General features: G+C 66.7%; 32 protein-coding genes and 1 tRNA gene. 26 read left to right on the top strand and 7 right to left on the bottom strand.

The window, feature by feature from the left end; all coding sequences use genetic code 11:
- Positions 1 to 121 precede the first annotated feature (121 nt).
- Genes CHB86_RS04885 through CHB86_RS04875 form a run of 3 tightly spaced genes read left to right on the top strand, consistent with a single transcriptional unit; the run spans position 122 to position 3,079 of the window.
- Positions 122 to 1,165: a tripartite tricarboxylate transporter substrate-binding protein gene (locus tag CHB86_RS04885; protein WP_141134827.1), complete on the top strand. Its 1,044-nt coding sequence runs from the start codon at positions 122 to 124 to the stop codon at positions 1,163 to 1,165.
- Positions 1,166 to 1,169: 4 nt separating this feature from the next.
- On the top strand, positions 1,170 to 2,681 hold the full coding sequence (locus CHB86_RS04880; protein WP_089231844.1) for a tripartite tricarboxylate transporter permease: 1,512 nt from the start codon (positions 1,170 to 1,172) through the stop codon (positions 2,679 to 2,681).
- Positions 2,678 to 3,079, top strand: coding sequence for a hypothetical protein (locus tag CHB86_RS04875; protein WP_089231843.1), 402 nt, complete (start codon positions 2,678 to 2,680; stop codon positions 3,077 to 3,079). Before CHB86_RS04880 ends, CHB86_RS04875 begins: the two co-directional genes overlap by 4 nt.
- Here CHB86_RS04875 and CHB86_RS04870 read toward each other — a convergent pair.
- Entirely contained in the window at positions 3,076 to 4,464 is a 1,389-nt protein-coding gene (locus CHB86_RS04870) for a lipopolysaccharide biosynthesis protein (protein ID WP_089231841.1), read from the bottom strand. The genes CHB86_RS04875 and CHB86_RS04870 overlap by 4 nt on opposite strands.
- Before the next feature lie 552 nt (positions 4,465 to 5,016).
- Between CHB86_RS04870 and CHB86_RS04865 the strand changes: the two genes are divergently transcribed.
- On the top strand, positions 5,017 to 5,346 hold the full coding sequence (locus tag CHB86_RS04865) for a hypothetical protein (protein WP_089231840.1): 330 nt from the start codon (positions 5,017 to 5,019) through the stop codon (positions 5,344 to 5,346).
- Positions 5,347 to 5,389: 43 nt separating this feature from the next.
- On the opposite strand, the gene CHB86_RS04860 is transcribed toward CHB86_RS04865, so the two are convergent.
- A complete protein-coding gene (locus CHB86_RS04860) occupies positions 5,390 to 6,691 on the bottom strand; it encodes an HlyC/CorC family transporter (protein ID WP_089231838.1) in 1,302 nt (433 codons plus the stop codon).
- 75 nt (positions 6,692 to 6,766) lie between these two features.
- On the bottom strand, positions 6,767 to 7,240 hold the full coding sequence (locus CHB86_RS04855; RefSeq protein WP_089231836.1) for a Hint domain-containing protein: 474 nt from the start codon (positions 7,238 to 7,240) through the stop codon (positions 6,767 to 6,769).
- Positions 7,241 to 7,453: 213 nt separating this feature from the next.
- Between CHB86_RS04855 and CHB86_RS04850 the strand changes: the two genes are divergently transcribed.
- The 5 genes from CHB86_RS04850 to CHB86_RS04830 all read left to right on the top strand — a co-directional run bounded on the left by CHB86_RS04850 (position 7,454) and on the right by CHB86_RS04830 (position 11,154).
- A tRNA-Leu gene (locus CHB86_RS04850) sits at positions 7,454 to 7,538 on the top strand.
- Positions 7,539 to 7,675: 137 nt separating this feature from the next.
- Positions 7,676 to 9,007 carry a trigger factor gene (gene tig, locus CHB86_RS04845; RefSeq protein WP_089231834.1) on the top strand — a complete coding sequence of 444 codons (1,332 nt, stop codon included), beginning with the start codon at positions 7,676 to 7,678 and terminating at the stop codon, positions 9,005 to 9,007.
- 176 nt (positions 9,008 to 9,183) lie between these two features.
- Positions 9,184 to 9,768, top strand: a complete 585-nt coding sequence (locus CHB86_RS04840; protein ID WP_089231832.1) for a DUF2585 family protein — start codon at positions 9,184 to 9,186, stop codon at positions 9,766 to 9,768.
- A 112-nt stretch (positions 9,769 to 9,880) separates the two neighbouring features.
- Complete coding sequence (locus CHB86_RS04835) at positions 9,881 to 10,813, top strand: DnaJ C-terminal domain-containing protein (RefSeq protein ID WP_245837749.1); 933 nt, start codon at positions 9,881 to 9,883, stop codon at positions 10,811 to 10,813.
- Entirely contained in the window at positions 10,810 to 11,154 is a 345-nt protein-coding gene (locus CHB86_RS04830; RefSeq protein WP_089231830.1) for a hypothetical protein, read from the top strand. Before CHB86_RS04835 ends, CHB86_RS04830 begins: the two co-directional genes overlap by 4 nt.
- A gap of 74 nt (positions 11,155 to 11,228) precedes the next feature.
- Here CHB86_RS04830 and rplI read toward each other — a convergent pair whose 3' ends face one another.
- The 4 genes from rplI to CHB86_RS04810 all read right to left on the bottom strand — a co-directional run bounded on the left by rplI (position 11,229) and on the right by CHB86_RS04810 (position 13,033).
- Positions 11,229 to 11,852, bottom strand: a complete 624-nt coding sequence (rplI, locus tag CHB86_RS04825) for a 50S ribosomal protein L9 (protein ID WP_089231828.1) — start codon at positions 11,850 to 11,852, stop codon at positions 11,229 to 11,231.
- Positions 11,853 to 11,864: 12 nt separating this feature from the next.
- A complete protein-coding gene (rpsR, locus tag CHB86_RS04820) occupies positions 11,865 to 12,092 on the bottom strand; it encodes a 30S ribosomal protein S18 (protein WP_005852865.1) in 228 nt (75 codons plus the stop codon).
- Positions 12,093 to 12,121: 29 nt separating this feature from the next.
- Positions 12,122 to 12,478, bottom strand: a complete 357-nt coding sequence (gene rpsF, locus CHB86_RS04815) for a 30S ribosomal protein S6 (protein ID WP_089231826.1) — start codon at positions 12,476 to 12,478, stop codon at positions 12,122 to 12,124.
- Positions 12,479 to 12,664: 186 nt separating this feature from the next.
- Positions 12,665 to 13,033, bottom strand: coding sequence for a hypothetical protein (locus tag CHB86_RS04810; protein WP_089231825.1), 369 nt, complete (start codon positions 13,031 to 13,033; stop codon positions 12,665 to 12,667).
- 189 nt (positions 13,034 to 13,222) lie between these two features.
- On the opposite strand from CHB86_RS04810, the gene fabD reads away from it, so the two are divergent.
- The 17 genes from fabD (at position 13,223) to CHB86_RS04725 (ending at position 26,425) form a co-directional block, all read left to right on the top strand.
- Entirely contained in the window at positions 13,223 to 14,158 is a 936-nt protein-coding gene (fabD, locus tag CHB86_RS04805; protein WP_089231823.1) for an ACP S-malonyltransferase, read from the top strand.
- 89 nt (positions 14,159 to 14,247) lie between these two features.
- Positions 14,248 to 14,985: a 3-oxoacyl-[acyl-carrier-protein] reductase gene (fabG, locus tag CHB86_RS04800; protein ID WP_089231821.1), complete on the top strand. Its 738-nt coding sequence runs from the start codon at positions 14,248 to 14,250 to the stop codon at positions 14,983 to 14,985.
- A gap of 308 nt (positions 14,986 to 15,293) precedes the next feature.
- On the top strand, positions 15,294 to 15,527 hold the full coding sequence (locus CHB86_RS04795) for an acyl carrier protein (RefSeq protein ID WP_089231820.1): 234 nt from the start codon (positions 15,294 to 15,296) through the stop codon (positions 15,525 to 15,527).
- 206 nt (positions 15,528 to 15,733) lie between these two features.
- Positions 15,734 to 16,996, top strand: a complete 1,263-nt coding sequence (gene fabF / locus CHB86_RS04790) for a beta-ketoacyl-ACP synthase II (protein ID WP_089231818.1) — start codon at positions 15,734 to 15,736, stop codon at positions 16,994 to 16,996.
- Positions 16,996 to 18,150 carry an endolytic transglycosylase MltG gene (mltG, locus tag CHB86_RS04785; RefSeq protein WP_089231816.1) on the top strand — a complete coding sequence of 385 codons (1,155 nt, stop codon included), beginning with the start codon at positions 16,996 to 16,998 and terminating at the stop codon, positions 18,148 to 18,150. The genes fabF and mltG overlap by 1 nt, the downstream gene beginning before the upstream one ends.
- A gap of 189 nt (positions 18,151 to 18,339) precedes the next feature.
- The gene (locus tag CHB86_RS04780) at positions 18,340 to 18,681 is read left to right on the top strand and encodes a hypothetical protein (RefSeq protein WP_089231815.1); all 342 of its coding nucleotides are present in this window, start codon (positions 18,340 to 18,342) and stop codon (positions 18,679 to 18,681) included.
- On the top strand, positions 18,620 to 19,963 hold the full coding sequence (locus tag CHB86_RS04775) for a DNA-packaging protein (protein ID WP_176442774.1): 1,344 nt from the start codon (positions 18,620 to 18,622) through the stop codon (positions 19,961 to 19,963). Before CHB86_RS04780 ends, CHB86_RS04775 begins: the two co-directional genes overlap by 62 nt.
- A 319-nt stretch (positions 19,964 to 20,282) precedes the next feature.
- The gene (locus CHB86_RS04770; protein WP_089231813.1) at positions 20,283 to 21,476 is read left to right on the top strand and encodes a phage portal protein; all 1,194 of its coding nucleotides are present in this window, start codon (positions 20,283 to 20,285) and stop codon (positions 21,474 to 21,476) included.
- A gap of 29 nt (positions 21,477 to 21,505) precedes the next feature.
- Positions 21,506 to 22,060, top strand: a complete 555-nt coding sequence (locus CHB86_RS04765; protein WP_089232559.1) for an HK97 family phage prohead protease — start codon at positions 21,506 to 21,508, stop codon at positions 22,058 to 22,060.
- A gap of 43 nt (positions 22,061 to 22,103) precedes the next feature.
- Positions 22,104 to 23,279, top strand: a complete 1,176-nt coding sequence (locus CHB86_RS04760) for a phage major capsid protein (protein ID WP_089231811.1) — start codon at positions 22,104 to 22,106, stop codon at positions 23,277 to 23,279.
- Between the two features lie 164 nt (positions 23,280 to 23,443).
- Positions 23,444 to 24,043: a head-tail connector protein gene (locus tag CHB86_RS04755; protein WP_089231810.1), complete on the top strand. Its 600-nt coding sequence runs from the start codon at positions 23,444 to 23,446 to the stop codon at positions 24,041 to 24,043.
- Positions 24,040 to 24,387, top strand: a complete 348-nt coding sequence (locus CHB86_RS04750; RefSeq protein WP_089231808.1) for a head-tail adaptor protein — start codon at positions 24,040 to 24,042, stop codon at positions 24,385 to 24,387. Before CHB86_RS04755 ends, CHB86_RS04750 begins: the two co-directional genes overlap by 4 nt.
- Positions 24,384 to 24,794, top strand: a complete 411-nt coding sequence (locus tag CHB86_RS04745; RefSeq protein ID WP_089231806.1) for a DUF3168 domain-containing protein — start codon at positions 24,384 to 24,386, stop codon at positions 24,792 to 24,794. Before CHB86_RS04750 ends, CHB86_RS04745 begins: the two co-directional genes overlap by 4 nt.
- A gap of 36 nt (positions 24,795 to 24,830) precedes the next feature.
- Positions 24,831 to 25,244: a phage major tail protein, TP901-1 family gene (locus CHB86_RS04740; protein ID WP_089231805.1), complete on the top strand. Its 414-nt coding sequence runs from the start codon at positions 24,831 to 24,833 to the stop codon at positions 25,242 to 25,244.
- Positions 25,245 to 25,247: 3 nt separating this feature from the next.
- On the top strand, positions 25,248 to 25,571 hold the full coding sequence (locus CHB86_RS04735) for a gene transfer agent family protein (RefSeq protein ID WP_089231804.1): 324 nt from the start codon (positions 25,248 to 25,250) through the stop codon (positions 25,569 to 25,571).
- A 4-nt stretch (positions 25,572 to 25,575) separates the two neighbouring features.
- Positions 25,576 to 25,773, top strand: coding sequence for a rcc01693 family protein (locus CHB86_RS04730; protein ID WP_089231802.1), 198 nt, complete (start codon positions 25,576 to 25,578; stop codon positions 25,771 to 25,773).
- On the top strand, positions 25,763 to 26,425 hold the full coding sequence (locus tag CHB86_RS04725) for a phage tail tape measure protein (protein ID WP_089231801.1): 663 nt from the start codon (positions 25,763 to 25,765) through the stop codon (positions 26,423 to 26,425). The genes CHB86_RS04730 and CHB86_RS04725 overlap by 11 nt, the downstream gene beginning before the upstream one ends.
- Positions 26,426 to 26,429: the final 4 nt, after the last annotated feature.

Here is a 26,429-nt window from a genome sequence, read left to right as displayed (position 1 = left end):
GATGGTTTGGCAGAAATTCAACGTCGGAAACGCTGCAATCGCAGGCGGCACAGCACCGGTCGCAGGACCCGACGACACGATTGGCCGACCGCAGCACCCGACCGTCCTACAGGCCATCCGGATGTCCGCCGCCGGTCTGCTGTGCACGGGAGCCGCTTTGGTTCCGGCAGGCGCTGCGGCGGCAGAGGACTGCAGCGCCCTTGCCGGAGAGACGATCCGCTGGGTCGTTCCCTATTCCGCAGGCGGCGGTTACGACACCTACTCACGGCTGATCGAGCCGGTCCTGGAGCGGCACCTCGGCGCGGAGATCGCGATCGTGAACATGCCGGGCGCTGGCGGCATGGTGGGGGTCAAGTCGATCCGGGCAGAGGAGCCGGACGGCAAGACGCTCGGCTTCATCAACGCCAGCGGGTTGCTGGTGGCGCAACTGAGCGATCAGGACGGTGTGCCGAGCGTGACGGAAGATTTCTCCGTGCTTGCTCGCGTGACGCGGGACCAGAACGTCTGGGTGGTCAACTCCGAAAGCGACATCCGGGTGGATAAGACCGGGGCGTTTCTCGGCGGCAGCGAGCCGCTGCTGTTCGGGGTGACGGGCGTGGGGTCCGGCGACTGGTTCACGATCACCATCGCCAAGACGCTGCTGAAGCTGAACGCGGAGTTCCTCGCCGGCTACGACGGAAGCAAGGAAGCCGTGCTCGGGCTCGTGCGTGGCGAGTTCGATATCATGGACGTCTCCTGGGGATCGGCGATTGCGCCGATCGAGAACGGCGAGTTGAAGCCCGTGCTCCAGGTGACCTCCGCCCCGATCTCCGGCCATCCCGCCCTTGAGGGGGTGCCTGTCATTGGCGGCCCTGACGGCGCGGCGCGGCGTCGCGCCGTGGCGACCGGCGACGATCCCGAGAGCACGGGCGGGCTGATGGATGCACTGGTGGAGATCCTGGAGGCCGGCCGCACCGTGGTGGCGCCGGCGGGCCTGCCGGAAGTGCTGCGGGCCTGTCTGGAAGACCGCCTCGACCTGGCCCTCAACGACCCCGAGTTCCTTGCCGCCGCGGAGAAGGCGCGACGGCCGCTGGACGTCGGCCGCGGGCAGGATGCTGCTGAACGGCTGGCCGCCGCCGAGGCGCTCCTGCCAGATCTCCGTGCGTTGATCGAAGGGGCCGAGTGATCCCTTGAACGGCATCCTCGACTCCGCGCTGGAGGGATTGCGGCTCGTCTTCGCGTGGCCGAACCTGATCTATCCGATCGCGGGCACGCTGTTGTCCATGGTCTTTGCCTTCCTGCCGGGACTGAACGGCGTCACCCTGATGGCCATCGCCATCACCATGACCCTGTCCTGGGATCCGGTGCAGATTGTCCTGATCTTCGGCGCCTTCGTGGGAGGGGCGACCTTCATGGGGTCGATCACCTCGATCCTGTTCAACGTGCCGGGATCCGCGCCGAATGCCGCGACCCTGATCGACGGTCACCCGATGGCCGAAGCCGGCAATGCCCGGACCGCCATCGCCTGCGCCGCCGCGTCCTCGGCGCTCGGCTCGACCTTCGGCGTCCTCGTGCTTCTGGCGCTCCTGCCGTTCATGCGGCCGCTGATCCTGTCCTTCGGCCCGCCGGAATTCCTGTTGTTGGCGATCTGGGGCCTGTCGATGGTCTCCATGCTGAGCGGCGGCCTGTCGGCCAAGGGGATCGCCATGACGGGGCTGGGGCTGCTGCTCGCGTTCATCGGCGCGAGCCCGTTGTCCGCGTCCGACCGGTTCACGCTGGGGACGGATTACCTCGTGGACGGCCTGCCGATCATCCCGGTGCTGCTGGGGCTCTTCGCGATCTCGGAGGCGATCCACCTGTCGCAATCGGATCGAAGCACGATTTCCGGCCGCCTGAGGTCCGAGGACCTTTCCGGCAGCGTGTGCGAAGGGTGCTTGGCGCCGCTGAGGCATGGCTGGCTCACCCTGCGCTGCTCCGCGATCGGGACGATCGTCGGGATCGTGCCGGGGATCGGGGGTACGGTCGCGAGCTACGTGGCCTATGGGCACGCGGTCCAGAGCGCGCAGGACAAGGAGAGGTTCGGCAAGGGGGATATTCGCGGTGTCATCGCTCCCGAAGCTGCCAGCGACGCCAAGGATGGCGGCTCGCTCTTCCCCGTGCTGGCCTTCGGGATACCGGGCAGCGAAGGGACCGTGCTCCTGCTCACGGCCCTCATGGTCCACGGGATCGTCCCGGGCCGGGCGCTGCTCGACGACCAGCTTCCGCTGGTCTTTGCACTGGTCTGGTCGCTGTTCTTCTCGAACTGGCTGACATCGATCCTCGGGGTGGCGATCTCAGGTCAACTGGCGCGGATCACTCTCATCCAGACCCGGTTTCTCGTGCCGCTGATCCTCGCCCTTGTTGCGGTGGCGGCCATGGTCAACCGGGCGCGTGCCGAGGACCTGATCCTTGCGGCATTTTTCGGCCTGTTCGGCTATGCGCTCAAGGTCTACCGCTGGCCCCGCGTGCCGCTGGTGATCGCCCTCGTGCTGGGGGGCATGTTCGAGACCAACCTGCACCTGACGCTGCGGCTCTTTTCGCTCGGGCGCATCGATCTGCTCGATCGCCCGGTGGCGCTGTGCCTGTTGCTTCTTCTGGTCGCGACCTTCGCCGCGCCGCTTGTCGGGAGGCGCCGACTGCTGTCGATCGCGAGGGTGAAATGAGGCTGAGCGGTCATCTGGCCTTCATCATGCTGATGATGGCTGCGGCGTTGGGTTTCTTCCTGCTGGCGGTCGACCTGCCGGCGGAAACCCGGCGGGCGCCGATGATCGTTGTGATTCCGACCTTCGGATTGCTGGCCTGGGAGCTTCTGCGCGAAATCCGGGCCAAGGAGTCCATTCGGATGGGTTGGACCAACCCCGGCGCCCTTGCCTGGTTCCTGGGGTTCGTCGCTCTCTGCCAGTTCATCGACGGCGTTGTCGCGATCCCTGTCTTCCTGCTTCTGGCGTTCCGCTACTGGGCGCGGGCGGGGTGGGCGATGAGCCTCGTTGTCGCCGTCGGGGTCTTTGCCCTGCTGCGGGTTGCCATTCCGGGGGGGCTCGCCCACCCGCCGTTGTTCTAGCGTCTCGGCCCCCGAGCGGGCCCTCCACTGCGGAGCGACAGGGCGAGCGGTGCGATGGCCAGGGTGAAGCACACCATCGCCGCCGCGAATGTGCCGAACGACGTGGTGGGCACCAGCCACAGCACCAGGTGGACGGCGGCCAGGCACCAGAACACCGGAAACAGGATCTTTACCGCCTGAAGCGCCGCCAATGAGCGGCGATGGTTGTCCGAGACCAGAACCATGATCGCGCAGGCATGCAGGCTGTGGGAGATCAGCGCGGCCACCGCGACCTCGCTGAGCCCGCCGCCCCGCTGCAGCAGCGCATAGGACAGCGCGACATTCAGGGCGATCCCGGCGAGGCTCAGGATTGGGAGCAGCGCCTGCTGCCCCCGTGCGACGACGCCAAGGGTCGCAAGAATCGACAGGCCATGCAGGGCGGCGACGAACAGGTAGGTTCGGGTAACCGGGATGGCGTCGTTGAACTCGGGCGCCACCGCGCTGACGGCCGGGCCGATCATCACCGCGAAATACCCGCAGATGATCGGAACGTAGATCGAGAACCCGGTCAGAACGCGGTGCATCTGTCCGGCGTCGGCAGCGCCACCGCCTGCCGTATCCGTGCGGCGATAGATGTCGGGCAACACGACCGTCCGCGTCACGTTGGCGAGGTTCTGCCCAATCTCTGCTGCGGCGATAGCAAAGCCGTAGAGGCCGAGCGCCTTTACGCCGAGAAAGGCCCCGACGACCAGCCTGTCCGAGAAGCTGAAACTCGCCAGCAGCAATCCCGACAGCGTCACGGGAAATCCGATCCGGATCATTGCAGCGGCACGTTGCCCGTCCCAGACGGGGGGGAGAGGACGCCCGGCAAAGAAAAGGAGCGCACCGGCGAGGAAGCCGGCGAACATTCCCGCGAAGGTGCCGGGAAGGCCGAACCAGAATGCCAGCAGCACGACCAGCACCGCTTGCAGAAGCCCGACGATGACCTCAAGCCGCGCGAGGTCTCGCAAGGCGCCGGCACCGCGCAGGTAGGTGCTTCCGAGGATCCACAGACGGTTGACGAGGATCATGGCGCCGACCGCCAGCAGGGCTGTGGCCACCGGGCCGTCGTTCCAGAGCATCCCGGCCAGCAAGGCGAGAAGCCCGAGGGGGACGAAGATCGCCAGCACCAGCGCGACACCCGCCTTGCCCCAGCCCTCGGGATCCCGCTCGCTGGCAACGCTGAACTCGAGGCCGCGCTGCATTCCGAGGCCGGCAAAGGACAGGTAGCGCAGGAAGATCCTGAACAGGAGCCACACGCCGAAGCTCTCCGCGCCGAGGATCGATGCCAGCGCGATGCCGCGGACCGATGTGAGCGCATCGACGGCGCCCCTGGCGGCACCGTAGCCGATGAGGCGCTTCGTCATGGGGCGTTGGCTCATGTGCTTGCCCGTGTCAGGGCAGGGAGTGCGTCTGTCTCCGTCACTGTCCGGCCCTCCTGCTGGCATCCGGACGCGGATATCGCAACGGCGGTAGGCGCCCGTCCTGCCGGAAAATGCTGATTTCCTTGAGATCTCCCGGGGAGGCTATCAGATCACGTCATTCGGGCAAGAGCCGGCGGCGATGCCGCAGGTTCAACCTGTATCCGGCCCGAACCGGGCGAGGCGGCGGGTTGCCTGTTGCCCGTGAACCGCCCGTCAGGCCCCGACCGGCGTCACAGGCGCGGGTTTTCGCGGAGCTTTCCCCCAGCATCTGGAGCAGGTCGCGTGCGACGGGGGCTTTCCCAGCTGACCCGGCGCTTGACGATGCCCGAATGCCGCTAGGGCAATTGCTGGTCCGGTTTCACCCCACGATCCTGTCGGTTCGGACTTGATCCGGCATCCTCTGTGGGAAGTCGAGCAGATCCCGGAGCCTGACCGTGTCCCGTTCGGCCAGCGGAGGTCCCCACGGAATAGGCGACGGTTGCGGAGATCCGGCAGGTGGATCTCCAAGAGGTCGGCATCAACCTGACCATCGAGAGCGTCGACGCCGTGGGATTCCGATCAACCTATGTCGATCAGCGCTCCTTCGAGATCGCGAGCCATGCCTTTGCCCGCGCCGGCAAGGACCCGTCGCCGGTGCTGGAGACGACGGTTTTTTTCCGCCCGGACGGTAACATCATCGGCTACGAGACACCCGACTATGCCGAGGCCGTCAAGGCGGGCGGGCCAACCCTGGTACCGGAGGAACGCAGGGCTGCCTGCAAGGAGGATGCCCGGATCCGGATGGCCGGGGCCGGGCACTTCGGCACCTGCTTTGGCGGAACGTAGAGAATGGGGCAGGGCGGAGCCGCGCCCCATGGCTAGGTCGCTCTCAGAGCTTGCGGATCTTGAGCCGGGTCAGCCGGTTCTGCTCGCGCGCCACCACTTCGAAGCGGAAGCCGTGGAACGAGAAGACCTGCCCCTGGGTTGGGATGGTCTGGGCCTCGTGGATCACGAGGCCGGCCACGGTGTTGGCTTCCTCGTCGGGCAGGTTCCAGTCCTTGGCGCGGTTGAGGTCGCGGATCGTCATGGCGCCGTCGACGAGGAAGTCGCCGCTTTCCGTGCGGCGGATCGGGTGTTCGGCATCGACGTCGAACTCGTCGGTGATCTCGCCCACGATCTCCTCGAGGATATCCTCCAGCGTGATCAGCCCCTCCAGCGCGCCGTATTCGTCGACGACGAGCGCGAAGTGGGTGTGACGGCGCAGGAACTGGCGCATCTGGTCGTCGAGCGTGGTGGTCTCGGGCACGAAGTAGGGCGCCTTGGCGATGGTCATCACGTCGAACTTGGCCAGCGCGTTGTCGAAGGAGCCGGAGTCGCGGATCAGCTTTTCGAGCGCCCGGAGCAGGTCCTTGGCGTGGATCACGCCGACGATGTTCTCCTGCTCGCCGCGATAGACGGGCAGGCGGGTGTAGGCCGAGGCCAGCACCTGGCTCACGATCGTCTCGGGTTCGGCCTCCGCGTCGATCATCTCGATCTGGGAGCGATGCAGCATGATCTCCTCGACCATGCGGTCGCCGAGGTCGAGCGCGCCGAGCAGGCGGTCGCGATCCTCCTTGTGGACCACGCCTTCGGAATGGCCGATCGCCAGCGCGCCCACGATCTCCTCGCGGACGCTCAGCATCGAATCCGGATCGACGCGCATCCCGAAAAGCCGCAGCACGCCGCGCACGATGACGCGCACCGCGCTCACGGCAGGCGAAAGCAGCGTGATGATCGGCGAGATCAGCGGGGCGCTGCGTTCGGCCGCGCGTTCCGGGTCGTTGATCGAGTAGGTCTTTGGCAGCACCTCGGAGAAGATCAGCACGAGGAGGGTCATGACCAGCGTCGCGAGCGCGATGCCGCCGTCGCCGAAGGCGCGGGTGAAGGTGGCCGTGGCCAGCGAGGTCGCCAGGATGTTGACGAGGTTGTTGCCTAGCAGGATGCCGCCGATCAGCCGCTCGCTGTCTTCTTTCAGGGTCAGCGCCGCCTTGGCGCCCTTGCTTCCCTTGTCGGCCATGGAATGCAGCCGGCCGCGGGAGGCGGCGGTCAGCGCGGTCTCGGAGCCGGAGAAGAAGCCGGACAGGATCAGCAGGACGAAGATCGCACCTGCGGTGATCCAGAAGGTGACGTCGAGTGTGGTGGCGGTATCCATCTGTAACTCTCAGGGAGGGGGCAGCGCCATCATATGAGCGCATCCGGCCCCGGTCGCAAGGGATGCGGCTGCGGCTTAGATGCCGACCTCCAGTTCGAGCCCGCCGGCGTGGACGATCTGGGGCGTGTCGAACACCAGGTGAACCAGCCGGACCGGCCGCTTCGGCTCGTGCCACTTGACGTTCTCGCCATCGACCAGCGCGCGCGCCGCGAATATCCCGTCGCAGGGGGCGCCGACGGCCCGGCGGAGCACAACCCGCTGGTCGGGTGGCAGGAGCACGAAGTTTTCCGGGCGGGCGCGGCCGAGCGTGGTCGGGGCGATCCGGACCATGGGGCTGTGGTGCTCGACCACGTGCAGGGCACGAAGCAGCGCGGAGCCGCGTCCACGGGCGATGATGCGGTCGCCAGGCTCGAGGTATTCGGCCAGCACCGCGCCGTCGAACGTGTAGAGCGGGATCGATCCGGTAATGCCGGTTTCGAGTCCCGCAGCCGCCTGCGGCGGGGGCGGCAAGTTGCGCGCGGCCGACCCGCCAAGGAATGAGAAGTTCATGTTTCCGCCCGATCTGTCTTTGCCTGACACGTGTTTTTCGAGCGATTCTAGTGCCGTGGAGGCTTTGCCGCTAGGTCAGGCGAAGGATTTCGCGCAACCGTTGCAAGGATGTTTTTTATCCTCGCATCTGGCCGACACCCTTGCTAGAAGGGCGCGAATTTGGAACGGGCGGCTGCGGCGCTGACAAGGGCCCGCAGTCGTTCCGGTTTCAAGGCGGATGTGGCGGAACTGGTAGACGCACCAGATTTAGGTTCTGGCGCCGCAAGGCGTGGGGGTTCGAGTCCCTTCATCCGCACCAAAGGCGTTCTGGACGAAACGCCCGTATCGCTGGGGTCGCGAGACCGGACGGCAGGGGATCGCAGAGATCGCCCCCGCCGAACGGAGGTCCCGGTGGCGCTGCGGGTGACACCAATGTGAGAAGGAAAGAGAAGAGCCATGCAGGTCACCGAGACCCTGAACGAAGGCCTCAAGCGCGGGTATCAGATCACGATCACCGCCGACGAACTGGAATCCAAGGTCAACGAGAAGCTGACCGAGGCCCAGCCCGAGATCGAAATGAAAGGTTTTCGGAAGGGCAAGGTGCCGATGGCGCTGCTCAAGAAGAAGTTCGGCACCCAGCTGCTGGGCGAGGCCATGCAGGAGGCCGTCGACGGCGCGGTGAGCGAGCAGCTCGAGCAGAGCGGCGACCGTCCGGCCATGCAGCCCGAGATCAAGATGGAAGGCGAGAACTGGAAAGAGGGCGACGACGTCGTCGTCTCCATGGCCTACGAGAAGCTGCCCGAGATCGAGCAGCCCGACCTGTCGACCCTGACCCTCGAGAAGATGGTGGTGAAGGCTGACGACGAGGCCGTCGAGGAGGCTCTGTCCGGCCTGGCCGAGCAGGCGAAGAACTTCGAGGACCGCGCCGATGGCGAGGCCGCCGAGTCCGGCGACCAGGTGACGATGGATTTCGTCGGCCGCGTCGATGGCGAGGCGTTCGAAGGCGGCTCCGCCGAGGACTTCCCGCTGGAGCTCGGCTCCGGCCAGTTCATCCCCGGCTTCGAAGAGCAGCTGGTTGGCGTGAAGGTCGGCGACGAGAAGGTCGTCGAGGTGTCCTTCCCCGAGGAATACGGCGCGTCGCACCTGGCCGGCAAGGCCGCCGAGTTCACTTGCACCATCAAGGCGATCAAGGCACCCGCCGCGCCCGTGCTGGACGATGACTTCGCCAAGCAGTTCGGCTCCGAGAGCCTGGACGCGCTGAAGGACCAGATCCGCGAGCGGCTCGAAGCCGAATACGCCGGTGCCGCCCGCGCCGTGATGAAGCGCAGCCTGCTGGACAAGCTGGACGACCTGGTTTCCTTCGAGCTGCCGCCGACCCTGGTGGACGCCGAGGCCAAGCAGATCGCCCACCAGCTCTGGCACGAGGACAACCCGGACGTGCACGGCCACGATCACCCGGAGATCGAGACCACCGACGAGCACACCAAGCTCGCCGAGCGCCGCGTGCGCCTTGGCCTGCTGCTCGCCGAGCTGGGCACCAAGAACGAGATCCAGGTCTCCGATGCCGAGATGACCCAGGCGATCCTCAACCAGGCGCGCCAGTACCCTGGCAAGGAGCGCGAGTTCTTCGAGTTCGTCCAGAAGAACCAGCAGGTGCAGCAGCAGATCCGCGCACCCCTGTTCGAGGACAAGGTCGTCGACTACATCTTCGAACTGGCCACGGTCGAGGATGTCGAGGCCGACAAGGACGCGCTGAAGGCCGCCGTCGAGAAGCTCGACGAAGAGTGATTTCCGGCTCGAACCGGACAGAAGTCAGGGCCGCCCTTCGGGGCGGCCTTTTTCGTTGCCACGCCAGTGATTGATGCCGGCAGGCCGCACCTTGTCGGCGGCACGCCCGGCCGACTTGCCACGCGTGGCCGCCCGGACGCAGACTGGATGGCGCGAGGTAACGAGAAAGGGTCCGGATGCGGCCTTCCATCCTGTTCGCGGCAGCTGTGCTCGGCGCGGGGATCGTCGGCGTGACGCTCTATCAATGGGGCCAGCCGCCGATCTGCAACTGCGGAGAGGTCAAGCTCTGGGTCGGTTCGGTGTTTTCCCCGGAGAACTCGCAGCATATCGCCGACTGGTACACGCTGTCCCATATCGTGCACGGGATGCTGGTGGTGCTGCTCGGGCGGTGGCTGTTCCCCCGCGCAGGGATCGTGCCGTTGATGGTTGTCGCGGTGGTGACCGGCGTCGCTTGGGAACTGGTCGAGCATACCGATTTCGTCCTCAACAAGTTCAGGGACACCACGCTGTATCGGGATTATCTCGGAGACACCGTGCTCAACGCGGTCTGCGACTACCTCTGGATGATGGGCGGTTTCGCACTCGCCTGGGCGGTTGGCCAGCGGTGGACGCTGGTGCTGATCGCAGGGCTCGAGATCCTTGCCGCAGCGATCGGGCGGGACAGCCTCGCGCTGACGACCCTGATGCTCGTCTATCCTGTCGAGGCCATCGAGCAATGGCAGCAGGAGCTCAATCCGAACGCGGTGCCTGCGGCGCAATAGGGCCTCGGTGTCGCGGGGCGCGCGCGGCACTGGCAAAATGCCGGGACAATCCCGATATTTGGAGATGGTCGGCCCTGGGCCGACGGTCACGACCAACGGAGCGGGACGAACGATGGATCCCTATGAAGCCCTTGGGGTGAGCAAGACGGCGAGCGCGGCCGAGATCAAGAAGGCCTACCGCAAGATCGTCAAGGAAAGCCATCCCGACATCAACCCGGGCGACAAGGCCGGGGAAGCGCGGTTCAAGGCGGCGGCGGCGGCCTATGACCTGCTGAAGGACCCGGAGAAGCGGGCGCGGTTCGACCGCGGCGAGATCGACGCATCCGGGCAGGAACGCCCCGAGGCGAATTACTACCGCAACTACGCCGGTGCGCGGGACAATCCCTATCGGGGCGGCCAGCGGTTCGACGATTACGAGGACCTCTCGGACTTCTTCTCGGATTTCATGCGCAGCCAGCGGGGCGCGCGGGGCGGAGCAGGGCACGACCACATGCACGGATTCCATTCTGACGGCGAAGACCTGCGGTATCGGCTGGAGGTGCCCTTCATGGACGCCGCGCTTGGCGGGACCACCCGGATCACGCTGCCGGACGGCAGCGTGCTGCAGGTCCAGATCCCGCGCGGCATCGCCGACGGCCAGACGATCCGCCTGAAGGGCAAGGGCGGCGCACCGGTCGGCAAGGGACGGCAAGGGGATGCGCTGGTGACGGTCTCGGTGGCGCCGCACAAGGTTTTCAGCCGGGAGGGCGACACGATCCGCGTCGTGCTGCCGATCACCATCGACGAGGCGATCCTCGGCGGCAAGGTCGAGGTGCCGACGATCAGCGGGCCGGTCAACCTGACGATCCCGAAGGGCGCAAGTTCAGGCCAGGTGTTGCGCCTTCGCGGCCGGGGGATTGCCCCGCGCGGCCGCGAGGACCGTGGCGATCAGCTGGTCGAGCTTAAGATCGTCGCGCCGCCCAGCGTCGACGACGAGCTGGCCAGCTTCTTCGAGGCCTGGAAGCAGAAGCATTCCTACGATCCGCGCAAGGGAATGAAGACATGACCACGATCTACACCGAAGAGCAGATCATCGCCGAGGTGCCCGGACTGGACCGGGCGTTGCTGATGCGGTTCGTGAAGGCGCGGATCGTGGTGCCGCTCGAGGCGCCGGCGCGTCCGGGGCCAGTGTTCGGGCAGATCGATGTGGCGCGGCTGCAGCTGGCCTGCGACCTGTGCGAGAGCTTCGACCTCGAGGACGACGCGCTGGACCTGCTGCTGCGACTGGTCGACCAGCTTCATGGCGTGCGGGCGGAGTTGCATGCGCTGGTCGATGCGCTGGAGGCGCTTCCGGAAGAGCAGCGCAAGCCGATCGAGGACCGGATCAGGCGCAGGCTGGCCGGATAGGCTGGCAGAATGTGCAACGAAAAAGGGCCGCCCCGAGGGACGGCCCATTGTCTGTTCGCGGCAGGGCCGGAGGATCAGTCCTCGATCGGCTCCTGGGGCGCCTCTTCGGCGGTCGCGCCGCGCAGGTCCTCGTCGTCCGACGCGGCGGAGCCGATGTCGTCGAAGAGTTCCGCGATCTCGAATTCGGCGGCTTCTTCCTCTTCCTGGGCGAGTTCCTGGATGGACTTGCCGGAAGCCTGAAGCTCGGCCTCTTCCTCGGAGCGAGCGACGTTCAGAACGATCGTCACGTCGACCTCGGGGTGGAGGTTCACGTGCACGTCGTGCAGGCCCAGTTCCTTGATCGGACGGGACAGCGCGATCTGCTTCTTGTCGACCGAGAAGCCGTTGGCGGTCGCTGCGTCGGCGGCGTCACGCGGGGTGACGGAGCCGTAGAGCGCGCCGGCATCGGAGGCCGAGCGAATCACGACGAACTGCTGACCGTCGAGGGTCGCGGCCAGCTTTTCGGCTTCGGCCTTGGTCTCGAGGTTGCGGGCTTCGAGTTGCGCCTTCTCGGCCTCGAAGCGGGCCTTGTTGGCCTCGGAGGCGCGCAGAGCCTTGCCCTGGGGCAGAAGGAAGTTGCGGGCATAGCCGTCCTTGACGGAGACGACTTCGCCCATCTGGCCAAGCTTGGCCACGCGTTCCAGAAGGATAACGTCCATGGGTCTTGCTCCTTACTTCACGGCGTAGGGCAGCAGGGCCAGGAAACGGGCGCGCTTGATGGCACGGGCCAGCTCACGCTGCTTCTTGGCCGAGACGGCGGTGATGCGGGAGGGCACGATCTTGCCGCGCTCGGAGATGTAGCGCTGCAGAAGACGGGTGTCCTTGTAGTCGATCGCGGGCGCGTTGTCGCCGGAGAACGGGCAGACCTTGCGGCGGCGGAAAAACGGTTTTGCGGCCATAGGTTACAATCCTTTCCTGATGTCTGAGATCAACGGCGCTCGCGGCGGCGCTCTTCGCGCTCGTCACGCTTCTGCATCTGCACCGACGGGCCTTCGCCGTGCTCGTCCACCTTGATGGTGAGGACGCGCATCACGTCGTCGTGCAGCCGCATCAGGCGCTCCATTTCCTGCACGGCCGGCGCCGGGGCGTCGGTCTTGAGGAAGGCGTAGTGGCCCTTGCGGTTCTTGTTGATCTTGTAGGCCATGGTCTTGACGCCCCAGTACTCCTGGTCGACGACCTTGCCACCGTTGTCGGAAAGAACGGTCCCGAAGTGCTCGATCAGCCCCTCGGCCTGCGCGTTGGACAGATCCTGGCGCGCAATGAAGACATGCTCGTAAAGCGGCATGCGTGCTCCTGTCATTTCTAAAGCGGCCTTCATAGGTCGGGCGTCTGGCTCCGCAGCCCGTCCACGAGAGGTGCCGCTGGTCACGATTGTGGTGCGGAGATGGGCGCTGTTACGCCAAACCGGGTTTCAAGGCAAGGCGTTTGCCGCAGGTTCCGCGGGATGGCGCCGCCGCAGGGCGGCGAGAGGTCAGAAATGCGCCTTGGGTTCGTCGGGCTGTCCGGCGGCAACGGCCAGCAGTCCGCCGATCAGGCAGAAGCCGATGGGGAACATGGTGAAGACGCCGAAGCCGAAGGCGAAATACATCAGAGCGCCGGCTGTCAGCATCAACAGACCGCCCAGAAGCGCGCGGGTGCGGGCCATGGCGCCGCCGGCGATCGCCAGCAGCGGCGCGAGGAAGCTCGCGGTGTGAAGGAGCTGGGGATTGTCCACCGGACCGAAGATCTCGCCCACTTCGGAATGCGCCCTGAGCACTTCGGTATATCCGAAGCCGAAGAAGCCGATGATCATGGCGATCAGACCGCCGATCAGGCCGAGGGTCAGGGCGGCATTGCGCATTGGGGTCTGTCTCCTGACGTCCGCGACGTCGTTGTTGTGCGTTCTTTCTTTCGAGATAGGGGCTTGGCCCGGCCGGGATCAAGGGTGGTCCGGTCTCGTGCGACTTGCTGGCCATCCGGCTTTGCTTGTGGGCAGGGGCGCATGAGGCTAAACGGGCGCAACGTAAACGAGAGACTTGGGAGAGCGCTCATGAGCAGGGCATTCGTTTTTCCGGGGCAGGGTGCCCAGGCGATCGGCATGGGGAAAGACCTGGCCGAGGCCTATCCGGCGGCGCGGGCCGTGTTCGACGAGGTGGACGAGGCGCTCGGCGAAAAGCTGTCCGACCTGATCTGGAACGGCGACATCGAGACGCTGACGCTGACCGAGAATGCGCAGCCGGCGCTGATGGCGATGTCGCTGGCGGCGATCCGGGCGCTGGCTTCCGAGGGCGTGGGAGTCGACAGCGCGGCCTTCGTGGCCGGGCATTCGCTGGGTGAATACTCGGCGCTGGCCGCGGCAGAGGCGCTGAGCGTGACCGATACCGCGCGGCTGCTCCGGACCCGGGGCAAGGCGATGCAGCAGGCCGTTCCGGTCGGCGAAGGCGCAATGGCGGCCGTGCTTGGGCTGGATCTGGCCGCGGTGCAGGCGGTGGCGCAGGAGGCTGCTCAGGGAGATGTCTGTGCGGCGGCAAATGACAACGATCCGGCGCAGGTCGTGGTGTCCGGCACCAAGGCCGCGGTGGAGCGGGCGGTCGAGATCGCCAAGGGCAAGGGCGCCAAGCGGGCGCTGCTGCTGCCGGTCTCCGCACCGTTCCATTGCTCCCTGATGCAGCCAGCCGCCGAGGTGATGGCGGAGGCGCTGGCGCAGGTGGATATCAAGGCGCCGAAGGTTCCGGTGGTGGCGAACGTGCGCGCCGAGGCGGTGCAGGACCCCGCCGAGATCCGGGCGCTTTTGGTCGAGCAGGTGACGCATTCGGTGCGCTGGCGCGAATCCATTCAGTGGATGGCCGGTCAGGGTGTCGACGAGATCTGGGAGATCGGGGCCGGGAAGGCACTGAGCGGGATGGTCCGCAGGATCGAGAAGTCGGTCGCTGTTCGGGCGATCGGGGCGCCGAAGGATGTTGCCGAGGCGGTAGCCGCCGGCTGAGAACCGGAGTCCGGGGTTTGCACCCCCGGAGCCCCGCAGGATATTTTTTGACAGAAGAAGGTGCGACGGCGCCGGAAGAGAGGAAGCGGATGTTTGATCTGACAGGGAAGACGGCGCTGGTGACCGGCGCTTCGGGCGGGATCGGCGGAGCGATTGCCGCGGCGCTGCACGGAGCGGGCGCGACGGTGGGGCTTTCGGGTACCCGGGTGGAGCCGCTGGAGGCACTGGCCGCAGAGCTGGGCGAGCGGGCGCATGTCCTGCCCTGCAACCTTGGCGATGCCGAGGCCGTCGAGGCGCTTCCGAAGCAGGCGATCGAGGCGATGGGCGGGCTCGACATCCTGGTGAACAACGCCGGGATCACCCGTGACCAGATCTTCATGCGGATGTCGGACGAGGAATGGGCGCAGGTGATCGAGGTCAACCTGACCTCGACGATGCGGCTCTGCCGGGCGGTGATGCGGCCGATGATGAAGAAGCGGTGGGGACGGATCGTCAACATCTCGTCCATTGTCGGCGCCACGGGCAACCCGGGGCAGGTGAACTACGCCGCCTCCAAGGCTGGCATGATCGGGATGACGAAGTCGATCGCCTACGAGGTCGCAAGCCGGGGAATCACCGCCAACGCGGTGGCGCCGGGCTTCATCGCCACCGCGATGACCGACAAGCTGACGGACGACCAGAAATCGGCGATCAACGCCAAGATCCCGGCCGCGCGCATGGGAACGCCCGAGGAAATCGCGGCCGCGGTGCTGTATCTGGCCAGCCCCGAAGCAGGCTATGTCACCGGGGCTACGCTGCATGTGAACGGTGGCATGGCGATGCTCTGACGCCAGCCGCAGACCGGTATTGCGGACTGCGGACTTGCGCTGGACAAAGGCTTTGCCCATGTTGCCGGGAAGCGGTTCGAGAGCGGTGAGCGTGGCAAGTTCCCTGCAAGGGCAAGACGTTTGCATTTGCAGGGGAACGTGCTAAAGGCGGCACAGTTTTCGGCCCGTAGCCCGTCCTTGGGACGGGTCTGGAAGATGCCCCGCGCCTGACGGGGACGAGCTGCCCCGCAAACGGGGCAACAACTTAAGAAGCCCGAGCGGGCGCGGACAAGAACGGGGCAGCAAGCCCCAACGCATGAGGAAGTGACATGAGCGACATCGCGGATCGCGTGAAGAAGATTGTGGTCGAGCACCTGAGCGTCGACGAGGACAAGGTGACCGAGAGCGCGTCGTTCATCGACGACCTGGGCGCCGACTCGCTGGACACCGTGGAGCTGGTGATGGCCTTCGAAGAAGAGTTCGGCATCGAGATTCCGGACGACGCGGCCGAGACCATCCAGACCTTCGGCGACGCGGTGAAGTTCATCACCGAAGCCGCCTGACGGCACTCCGGCTCGACACTTGCTCGAACCGTTTTGGCGCTTCCGGATGGAGGCGCCATTTCTCTTTCTGACACGCTTCGGCAAGGGGATCGGCGGTGCGCCGCTGAGCGGGGCGCGTGGCTTTGGCTGCGGTCTCGGATTGTTGCGCCGCCAGAGCGGCGCGTGTATCACCCCCCGAAAGACAACAATACACCAAGGTGCACGACATGCGGCGAGTGGTAATCACCGGTCTGGGAATGGTCAGCCCCCTGGCTTGCGGCGTCGAGGAGACCTGGAGCCGCCTGCTGGCCGGCGAATCCGGCGCGGGCCCGATCACGCGGTTCGACCCGGCCAGGGTCACGACCAAGTATGCCTGCGAGGTTCCGCAGGGCGACGGCAGCGACGGGACCTTCAGTCCCGACGACTGGATGGAGCCGAAGGAACGCCGGAAGGTCGACGATTTCATCCTGTTCGCGATGGCTGCGGCCGACCAGGCGGTGCGTGATGCCGGCTGGACGCCCGAGGACGAGGAAGGCCGTCTGCGCACCGGGGTCATGATCGGCTCGGGCATCGGCGGGCTGAGCAGCATTGCCGATACGGCGATCCTGATGAACGAGAAGGGGCCGCGGCGGGTGTCGCCGTTCTTCATCCCCGGTTCGCTCATCAACCTCGCGAGCGGCCAGGTGAGCATCCGCCACGGATTCAAGGGACCGAACCACTCGGTGGTCACCGCCTGTGCGACCGGCGCTCATGCCATCGGCGATGCGGCGCGGCTGATCGCGCTGGACGACGCGGACGTGATGGTCGCGGGCGGGGCGGAAAGCTCGATCTGCGAGATCGGGATTGCCGGCTTCAATGCCTGCAAGGCGCTCTCCACGAAGCGCGGTGACGATCCGAAGAGTGCGAGCCGGCCCTGGGATTCCGAGCGGGACGGCTTCGTCATGGGCGAGGGCGCGGGTGTCGTGGTGCTCGAGGAATACGAGCACGCCAAGGCACGTGGCGCGAAGATTTACGCCGAGGTGCTGGGCTACGGAATGTCGGGCGATGCCTACCACATCACCGCGCCGTCCGAGGATGGCGACGGGGGATATCGGGCGATGCAGGTGGCACTGAAACGCGCCGGCATTCAGGCGTCCGATCTCGACTACATCAACGCGCACGGGACCTCGACCATGGCCGACACGATCGAGCTCGGCGCTGTCGAGCGGCTGCTCGGCAATGCCGCCGGCAAGGTCACGATGTCCTCGACGAAATCGTCGATCGGGCACCTTCTGGGCGCCGCGGGCGCGGTGGAGGCGATCTTCTGTATCCTCGCGATCCGGGACCAGGTGGCGCCGCCGACCATCAACCTCGACACGCCGCCGGAAGGTGCGGTGATCGACCTCGCGCCGAACGCAAAGCGGGAGCGTGAGATCAACTACGTGATGTCGAACTCCTTTGGCTTCGGCGGCACCAATGCCAGCCTCGTCATGGGCAAGGTCGACGCCTGATGGCCCGGGCAATCGCCTCGAACGCGCTGACGGTCTTCGTGGTGCTGATGCTGGCGGTGGCCGGCATCCTCGCCTGGGGCCGCAGCGAATACGCGGGCGAGGGCCCGCTGGAGGAAGCGATCTGCGTGGTCGTGCCTTCGGGCGCGTCCCTGTCGCGGGTGTCGGAGGACCTGCTGGCGCAGGGCGCCATCGACAACGCCATGGTGTTTCGGCTGGGTGCCGAATACAGCAACCGCGCCAGCCAGCTGAAGGCCGGCAGCTTTGTCGTCGAACCGCGTGCCTCGGTGGACCAGATCCTTGGTGCGATCACGTCCAGCGGGCGCAGCACCTGCGGCACGGAGATCAACTACCGGATCGGCGTCGCCACTGCGAACATGCTGGTGCGGGAGCTTGATCCCGCGACCCAGACTTACGTCGAGCTGGCGAGCTTTGTGCCGGGCGTCGATCCGGAGCCGGAAGGGCTGAGCGCGATCCTCGAGAACCCGAGCACCCGCTACCGGGTGACGCTCGCCGAGGGCGTGACGAGCTGGCAGGTGGTCGAGGAGCTCAAGCAGGCGCCGTTCCTGAGGGGCGAGATTGCCGAGGTTCCGGCCGAGGGCGCGTTGGCGCCGGACAGCTACGAGCTGTCGCGGGGCAGCGACCGGGCGACCCTGCTGACCGAGATGACGGAGCGCCAGGCGGCGATTCTGTCCGACCTCTGGGCCGCGCGTGCTCCGGGCTTGCCGCTGGAAACCCCGCTCGAGGCGTTGACGCTTGCGTCGATCGTCGAGAAGGAGACCGGCGTGGCGGACGAGCGCCCGCTTGTGGCCAGTGTCTTCAAGAATCGCCTTGAGGAAGGGATGCGGCTGCAGACCGACCCGACGGTGATCTACGGGCTGACCGAGGGCAAGGCGCCGCTCGGCCGTGGGCTTCGCCAGAGCGAACTGCGCCGGGCCACGCCCTACAACACCTACGTGATCACCGGCCTTCCGCCGACCCCGATCGCCAACCCGGGCCGCGAGTCGATCGCCGCGGCGCTGAACCCGGCCGAGAGCGATTACCTTTTCTTTGTTGCCGATGGCACGGGGGGCCATGCCTTTGCGGAGACGCTCGCGGAGCACAACCGCAACGTTCAGCGCTGGCGCGAGATAGAGGCGCAGCGGGCGAACCAGTAGGGAAAAGGTTAAAAAACAGTAACCTGCCGCGCGGTGTTCATTTCGCGCGGCAGACGTCGAACTTGACTCGGCGAACGGTCCAGGGTAGAAACAAGTCAAGCTGGAAGAAGTGGGCAAGCGCCGGACCGATGGTCTCGGCGCTTTTTCGTTTCGCTCGTGCGGAGGCATGAGAAAGAGCAGGTTCATACCATGGATAAGACGTTCGAAACCGAGCAATCGGGTGACCAGTCCGGCCAGTATTTTGATCAGGCCATTACGCTCTATCGCAGCGGCTCCAGGGAGCTGACGGATATCATTGAGGAGATCGGTCAGGGGAAGACCGATCGTGCAGGGAAGCTCAAGGGGGTCCTGTCGGAACTCCGCAAGGCTTCCGTCGCCATGATGGAAGAGGCGCGCCATGTCGAAGACCTTCGCAGGAAGCTCGTCGGGAATGTTCATCAGCAGGCTCTCGACCTTACCGCGGCCCGCGATGAGATCGGGAGCAGAATTGCTCGCATCCGAGCCGCCCGAGGTGCTGGAGGCGTTTCTTGAGCAATTGTCCCAACCGGCGCTCTGTGCCTTGCCCTGGCTGTTCGAGTTCTGGGCAATGCCGCATCAGTTGCCGCCGGCGGGTGACTGGAAGACCTGGGTGATCCTGGGTGGGCGCGGCGCGGGGAAAACCCGCGCCGGTTCCGAATGGGTGCGGTCGAAGGTCGAGGGCCCGCGGCCCCGGGATGCCGGCCGGGCCCGCAGGGTGGCGCTGGTGGGAGAGACCGTCGAGCAGGTTCGCGAGGTGATGGTGTTCGGGGACAGCGGGATCCTTGCCTGCTCGCCGCCCGACCGCGTGCCGGACTGGCAGGCCAGCCGAAAGCGGCTGGTCTGGCCGAATGGAGCGGTGGCGCAGGTCTTCTCGGCGCACGAGCCGGAGAGCCTGCGTGGGCCACAGTTCGACTGTGCCTGGGTGGACGAGTTGGCGAAGTGGAAGAAGGCCGAGGAAACCTGGTCGATGCTGCAGTTCGGGCTACGGCTCGGGGACAATCCGCAGCAATGCGTGACAACGACCCCGCGGGACGTGCAGATCCTGAAAGATCTTCTGAAGCGGGAGTCGACGGTCGTGACATCGGCGCCGACCGAGGCGAACCGGGCGAACCTGGCCGCGAGTTTCCTGGCAGAGGTCGAGGCACGCTACGGCGGCACGCGTCTTGGGCGCCAGGAACTGGATGGCGTGCTGGTCGAGGACAGCGAGGGCGCACTCTGGACCTCGGAGCTGATCGAGCGGGCGCGGAGGGACGCGCCGCCGGCGCTCGACCGGATCGTCGTCGCGATCGACCCGCCGGTGACGGGCCACGCAGGGTCAGACGAATGCGGGATCGTGGTCGTCGGCGCAGAGATGAAGGGCGACCCGAAGGACTGGGTGGCCTGGGTGCTGGAAGATGCCAGCGTCTCGGCGTCTTCCCCGATGGCCTGGGCGCATGCGGCCGTGGCGGCGCGGGAGCGGCATGGGGCGGATCGCCTCGTGGCCGAGGTCAACCAGGGCGGCGACCTGGTGCAGACGGTACTGAACCAGATCGACCCCATGCTGCCTATTCGGGCTGTGCGGGCGCAAAGGGGAAAAGCGGCGCGGGCAGAGCCGGTGGCCGCACTCTACGAGCAGGGGCGGGTAAGGCACCTGCGCGGGCTTGGCGACCTCGAGGACCAGATGTGCCGGATGACGACGCGCGGCTACGAGGGCAGGGGCTCGCCCGACCGGCTCGATGCTTTGGTCTGGGCAATGACGGAGTTGATGATCGGGCCGGCGGGGCAATTCCGGCGGCCAAGGCTCAGGACGCTGTGACCCCGCAGCGCCAAGTGGTCATCGTGGGAGAGTAGGGCCGGCGACGGAATTTGGCTATCTGGGCCAAGAAGAAGGGGCGATGCTCCGTTCTTCTTGGTGGAAATACCCTGAGCCGGCCAAGCGGCCTTCGCGGTCCTGGACGTGCCTGGCGTGACGTTCTCGCCGGGGAGCGAAACTTCAAGAGACAGACGGGAGATCGTGGTGCGCGCCGGTTGAGCGCGCGCCCTCTCCCGGCGTGCCCGCCCCCTGCCGTTTGGCAGGGGGCCGGACGAGAAATGCCGGGGCGTCGCGCCCCTTGGGAAACGAAGGAGCAAAGCGCATGGTACTGGATTTCCTGCGACGGTCCGATGGGGAGGCGCAGACGGCCTCACCTCCGGAACGCAAGGCCTCGGCAACGGGGCCGGTCATTGCCTGGCAGGGGGCCGGGCGGGTCGTCTGGTCGCCGAGGGATACGGCCTCGCTGACCAAGAGCGGATTCGTCGGAAATCCGATCGGGTTTCGCTGCGTGAAGCTGATCGCCGAGGCTGCGGCGGCGGTGCCGCTGGTTTGCCAGGACACGGGCCGTCGGTACGAGACGCATCCGGTCCTGTCACTGCTGGCAAGGCCCAACGGCGCGCAGGGCCGGGCGGACCTTCTGGAGGCGCTTTTCGGTCAGATCCTGCTTTCCGGGAACGGATACATCGAGGCGGTTGGCTCGGGAGGCATGCCATTCGAGCTGCACGTGCTCCGAAGTGACCGGATGAACCTGGTGCCGGGCAAGGACGGCTGGCCCGTGGCCTATGAATACACGGTGGGCGGGCGGAAACATCGGTTCGACATGGCTGCAGAGGTCGCCCCGATCTGCCACATCCGCAGCTTCCATCCCCAGGATGACCACTATGGGCTCTCGCCGATGCAGGCAGCGGCGACGGCGATCGACGTGCACAGCAGTGCGTCGCGCTGGTCGAAGGCGCTGCTGGACAATGCCGCGCGGCCTTCGGGGGCGATTGTCTACCGGGGTGCGGATGGCGGACCGGGGACGATGACGGCAGACCAGTACGACCGGCTCCTGAGCGAGATGGAGATGCACCACCAGGGCGCACGCAACGCCGGGCGGCCGATGCTGCTCGAGGGCGGGCTCGACTGGAAGCCGATGGGGTTCTCGCCGTCGGACATGGAGTTCCAGGAGACCAAGCGGGACGCGGCGCGCGAGATCGCGACAGCATTCGGGGTTCCGCCGATGCTGCTCGGGATCCCGGGCGACATGACCTACGCCAATTACCAGGAGGCGAACCGGGCGTTCTACCGGCTGACCGTGCTGCCGCTGGCGACGCGGGTGGCGGCGACGATTGCCGATTGGCTGTCCCGCTTCTCGGGCGAGGTGGTGACACTCGCGCCGGACCTCGACCAGATCCCGGCGCTCAGCGTGGAGCGGGAGGCGCAGTGGGCGCGGATCGGGGCCGCGAGTTTCCTGACCGATGCGGAGAAACGCGCCCTGCTGGGCCTGCCGCCCGTCGTGGATGGCGGTGTCTGAGGGCGAAAGAGAGGGATCTGATCATGGACATGAAATTCGGCTCCGGACTGGAGCGCAAGTTCTGCCAGATGGAGGCCGCGCTGACGGTGACCGATGGCGCGGTGATCGAGGGCTATGCCTCGCTGTTCGGCAAGAGCGACCAGGGCGGCGACGTGGTACAGCCCGGGGCCTATGCGGCCTCGCTCAAGGCAATGGCCTCGGCGGAACGGCGGGTGAAGATGCTGTGGCAGCACGACCCGTCGCAGCCGATCGGCGTCTGGGACGAGGTTCGGGAGGATGAGCGCGGGCTCTTCGTCAAGGGCCGGATCCTTACCGAGGTTGAAAAGGGCCGCGAGGCGGCCGCGCTGATCGGCGCGGGCGCAATCGACGGCCTGTCGATCGGCTACCGCACGAAGCGGGCCGAGAAGGATGCGCGGGGCCAGCGGCTCCTGCACGACCTGGAGCTTTGGGAGGTGTCGCTTGTGACCTTCCCGATGCTTCCCGAAGCGCGGGTTGGGGCGAAGGGGGATACCCCGGAGACCGGCCTGATGCGCGAGTTGGCGGAGGCGCTGGAAGCGGCCCGCCGTGACCTGGCGGCGGAGTGATCCGCGCCAACCTCCCCAAGCCCTTGCTGGAAGGACTCAAGCGATGAGCACACCCGAGACGAAGGCTCGGACCGGGCAGGATGTGCCCGAACTCAATTCGGCTATGATCGGGTTCCTGAACGATTTCAGGGACTTTCAGGCCGACATCAAGACACGAATTCACAAGCAGGAAGAGCGACTGACCATGCTGGATCGGAAAACCATGATTGCCGGACGCCCGGCGCTTGCCACCTCCGCCGAGGCCGAGGGTGCCCCGCATCAGAAGGCCTTCGAGGCCTATCTGCGTTCGGGTGACGATGACGCGCTGCGCGGGCTGCACCTTGAGGGCAAGGCGCTCTCCACCGCCGTCGCGGCCGATGGCGGCTACCTCGTCGACCCGGAGACCGCCGCGGTGATCAAGAGCGTGCTCAAGTCGGACGCCTCAATCCGCTCGATCGCCAACGTGGTGACGGTCGAAGCCACCTCCTTCGATGTGCTGATCGATCACGGCGAGCTGGGCTCCGGCTGGGCGACCGAGACTGGCGGCTCCATCGAGACCGACACGCCGCAGATCGAGCGGATCACCATTCCGCTGCACGAGCTGTCCGCGATGCCGAAGGCCAGCCAGCGCCTGTTGGATGACAGCGCCTTCGACATTGACGGCTGGCTCGCCGGACGCATCGCCGACAAGTTCGCCCGCGCCGAAGCCGCGGCTTTCGTCAACGGCGATGGCGTGGACAAACCGACCGGGTTTCTCACCCATCCGACGGTGGATGACGCGGCCTGGACCTGGGGCAGCATCGGCTATGTCGCCTCGGGCGCCGATGGTGCCTTTGCCAGCGCCGACGCGCTGATCGACCTGGTCTATTCGCTGGGCGCGGAGTACCGGGGCGGCGCGAGCTTCGTGATGAACTCCAAGACCGCCGGCACGGTTCGCAAACTCAAGGATGGCGACGGTCGCTTCCTGTGGTCGGACGGTCTGGCCGCCGGCGAGCCGGCGCGGCTTCTGGGCTATCCGGTGCTGATCGCCGAAGACATGCCCGACATCACAAGTGGCGCGACCGCCATCGCCTTTGGCGACTTCGCGGCCGGCTACACCGTGGCGGAACGCCCCGACCTTCGGGTGCTGCGTGATCCCTTCTCGGCCAAACCGCACGTTCTGTTCTACGCAACGAAGCGCGTGGGTGGCGACGTGAGCGACTTCGCCGCGATCAAGGTCCTGAAATTCTCGGTGAGCTGACGCTTCCGGGAATGACGGGTCCGGCCTCGGGGGGCCGGGCCCGTTGGCAGGTGCGTGCCATGAGGTTCTCACCGCGTTGTCCAGCTGCTCCCCTCCGTCCGAGCGATGCGGGGTGCGCGCCTGCCGTTACAGCCTTCGAGGGGCGAAAACATTCGGAGAGATGCATGATGCTAGTCGAGCAGACCACAGCGCCTGCGGCAGCACTGCCGGTTGCGGACTTCAGGGACCACCTGCGCCTTGGCACCGGGTTTGCCGACGAGGGGGCCGAAGACAGCCTGCTGGAGACATTCCTGAGGGCCGCCATCGCGGCGGTGGAGGCCTGGACCGGGAAGGCGCTTCTGGAACGGGATTTCAGCCTGAGCCTGATGGGCTGGCGCGACGGCCGGGCGCAGACATTGCCGGTGGCGCCGGTGAGCGTGATCAACGCGGTCAGGATCGTTGACTGCCTGGATTGGGAGAGCCTTGTCGATCCGTCCAAGTATCGGCTGCAGCAGGACACCCATCGCCCGCTGATGATGGCGCGGGGAAGCATGCTGCCGACGATCCCGCCGCAGGGCTCCGTGGTGATCGAGTTCACCGCTGGGTTCGGGCCGACCTGGGCCGACGTTCCCGCCGATCTCGCACAGGCGGTGATGCTGCTGGCGGCCTATTACTACGAATACCGGCACGAGATGCGCGTGGGCGGGGCGGTGATGCCGTATGGGGTCTCGTCTCTGGTGGACCGCTGGCGCAACGTCCGGTTTCTGGGCGGGGGCGCGCGATGAGCGTGCTGCAACCGGATCTCACCCGCAAGCTGACGCTGGAGACGCTGGAGCGGACGCCGGATGGCGCCGGGGGCTTCGAGGAAAGCTGGACGGTGCTCGGGACGCTCTGGGCCGAGGTGAATGCCGGGACGGGCAAGGAGACGGAGGAGGAGTTCCTGACGCTTTCCAGCGTGCCCTACCGCATCACCGTCCGCTCGGCGGCACCGGGCGCGCCGAGCCGGCCGAAACCGGATCAGAGGTTCCGGGAGGGCGCCCGGGTTTTCCGGATCCTTGCCGTGGCCGACGCCGACGCGCGCGGCCGCTTCCTGACCTGCTTCACGCGTGAAGAGGAGGTGTCGGCATGAGTTATGGCACGGCTGCTGCGCTACAATCGGCGCTCTACCAGCACCTGCTGGCGGATGCGGGCGTTTCGGCGCTGGTCGGCAGCGACGTTTACGACGCGGTTCCCTCCGGCACCGTTCCCTCGCTTTACGTGAGTTTCGGGCACGAGACCGCTCTTCCGGCGGGCGACAAGACCGGCAACGGGGCGCGGCATCGGTTCACCGTCAGCGTGGTAAGCGAGAGCGGCGGGTTTCTCGGGGCCAAGGCCGTTGCGGTGGCGATATCGGACGCGCTGGACGGCGCGCCGCCTGCGCTCATGCGGGGGCGGATCGTACACATGCGGTTCCTCAAAGCCGAGGCCCGGCGCGTGGGGTCCGGCGCCAAGCGACGCATCGACTTGCGCTACGAGGCGCGGGTCGAGGACGAATGACATCCAACAACTTGAACACGACAACGGAGAACGGCCATGGGCGCACAATCCGGCAAGGATCTTCTGATCAAGATCGACATGACTGGCGGCGGCCAGTTCCAGACCGCGGCGGGCCTGCGGGCGACGCGGATCAGTTTCAACGCCGAGACGATCGACATCACGTCGCTGGAGAGCCAAGGCGGCTGGCGCGAGCTGATGGCGGGCGCCGGGGTGCGCAGCGCGTCGATCAGTGGCTCGGGCGTCTTCAAGGACGCGCAGACCGACGAGCGGGCGCGGGAGGCGTTCTTTGCCGCCGAGACGCCGATGTTCCAGGTCATCATTCCCGACTTTGGCACGGTGGAGGGGGCGTTCCAGATCACCTCGCTGGAGTATTCCGGCAGCCATGACGGCGAGGCCACCTACGAGATGTCGCTGGCTTCGGCCGGGGTGCTGCTGTTCTCGGCGATCTGATCCATGGCGAACCCGTGGACGGGGGAGGTGACGCTTCACCTCGACGGCGAGCCGCATGTCTGCAAGCTGACGCTTGGCGCCCTTGCGGAGCTTGAGGCGGGGCTTGCGGAAGGCTCGCTGATCGACCTGGTCGAGCGCTTCGAGGCGGGGCGGTTCTCGGCCCGCGATGTGCTTGCGCTGGTGGTCGCCGGCCTGCGCGGCGGCGGCTGGGGCGGGACCGTGGCCGACCTGCTGACGGTCGAAGTGGCTGGCGGCGCAACGGAGGCGGCGAAGGTGGCGGCGCAATTGCTGGCCCGGGCCTTCTCCCTGCCGGACAGTCAGGGCTGAGCGCATGGACTGGGCTGGCCTGATGCGGCTCGGGCTGTGCCAGCTCGGGCTCGCGCCGGAGGCCTTCTGGAGGCTGACCCCGGTGGAACTGATGGTGATGCTGGGGGCGGACGCCACCCAGACACCGTTGACGCGCGCGCGGCTCGACGAGCTGGCGCGCGCTTATCCCGATACATGGAAAGGGGGCGGCGATGGCGCTTGACCCGGATGACGTGGAGGCCCTCGACACGCAGATCGAGGCGCTGGAAAGCACCTTGAACGGCGCCGGCTCGCTGGTGGCTGTCTTTGGTGGCGAGCTGCAGAAGATGCAGCTGAACATGGCGAATACAAGCGCGAGCGTCGGCACGTTGTCGTCGAGCATTGGCGGCGGGTTGCGGCGGGCGTTCGACGGGCTGGTGTTCGACGGCTTGAAGGCGTCGGACGCCCTGCAGCTCGTCGCGCAGTCGATCGTGAACGCGACCTACTCGGCCGCGATCAAGCCGGTGACGGGCCAGGTGAGCGACATGATCGCCTCCGGTATAGCCGGGGTCGGTGCGGCCGCCTTCGCAAATGGCGCGAGCTTCAGCCAGGGGCGGGTGATGCCGTTTGCCAAGGGAGGTGTCGTGACCTCGCCCACGACCTTTCCGATGCGCGGTGGCACCGGGCTGATGGGCGAGGCGGGGCCTGAGGCGATCATGCCGTTGACCCGCGGTGCGGATGGCAAGCTTGGCGTCAAGGCAGACGGGAGCAGTTCGCGGTCGGTGCAGGTCGTCATGAATATTTCCACGCCGGATGCGGAGGGCTTTCGCAAGAGCCAGACGCAGATCGCGGCCCAGGTCGGCCGAATGCTCGGCCGCGGCCAGCGCAACCGGTGAGGCA

Origin of the sequence: Tropicimonas sediminicola, from assembly GCF_900188335.1 — a bacterium.
In the GTDB taxonomy this organism is placed as follows: Bacteria; Pseudomonadota; Alphaproteobacteria; order Rhodobacterales; family Rhodobacteraceae; genus Tropicimonas; species Tropicimonas sediminicola.
This window is presented reverse-complemented; position numbering and strand designations above follow the sequence as displayed.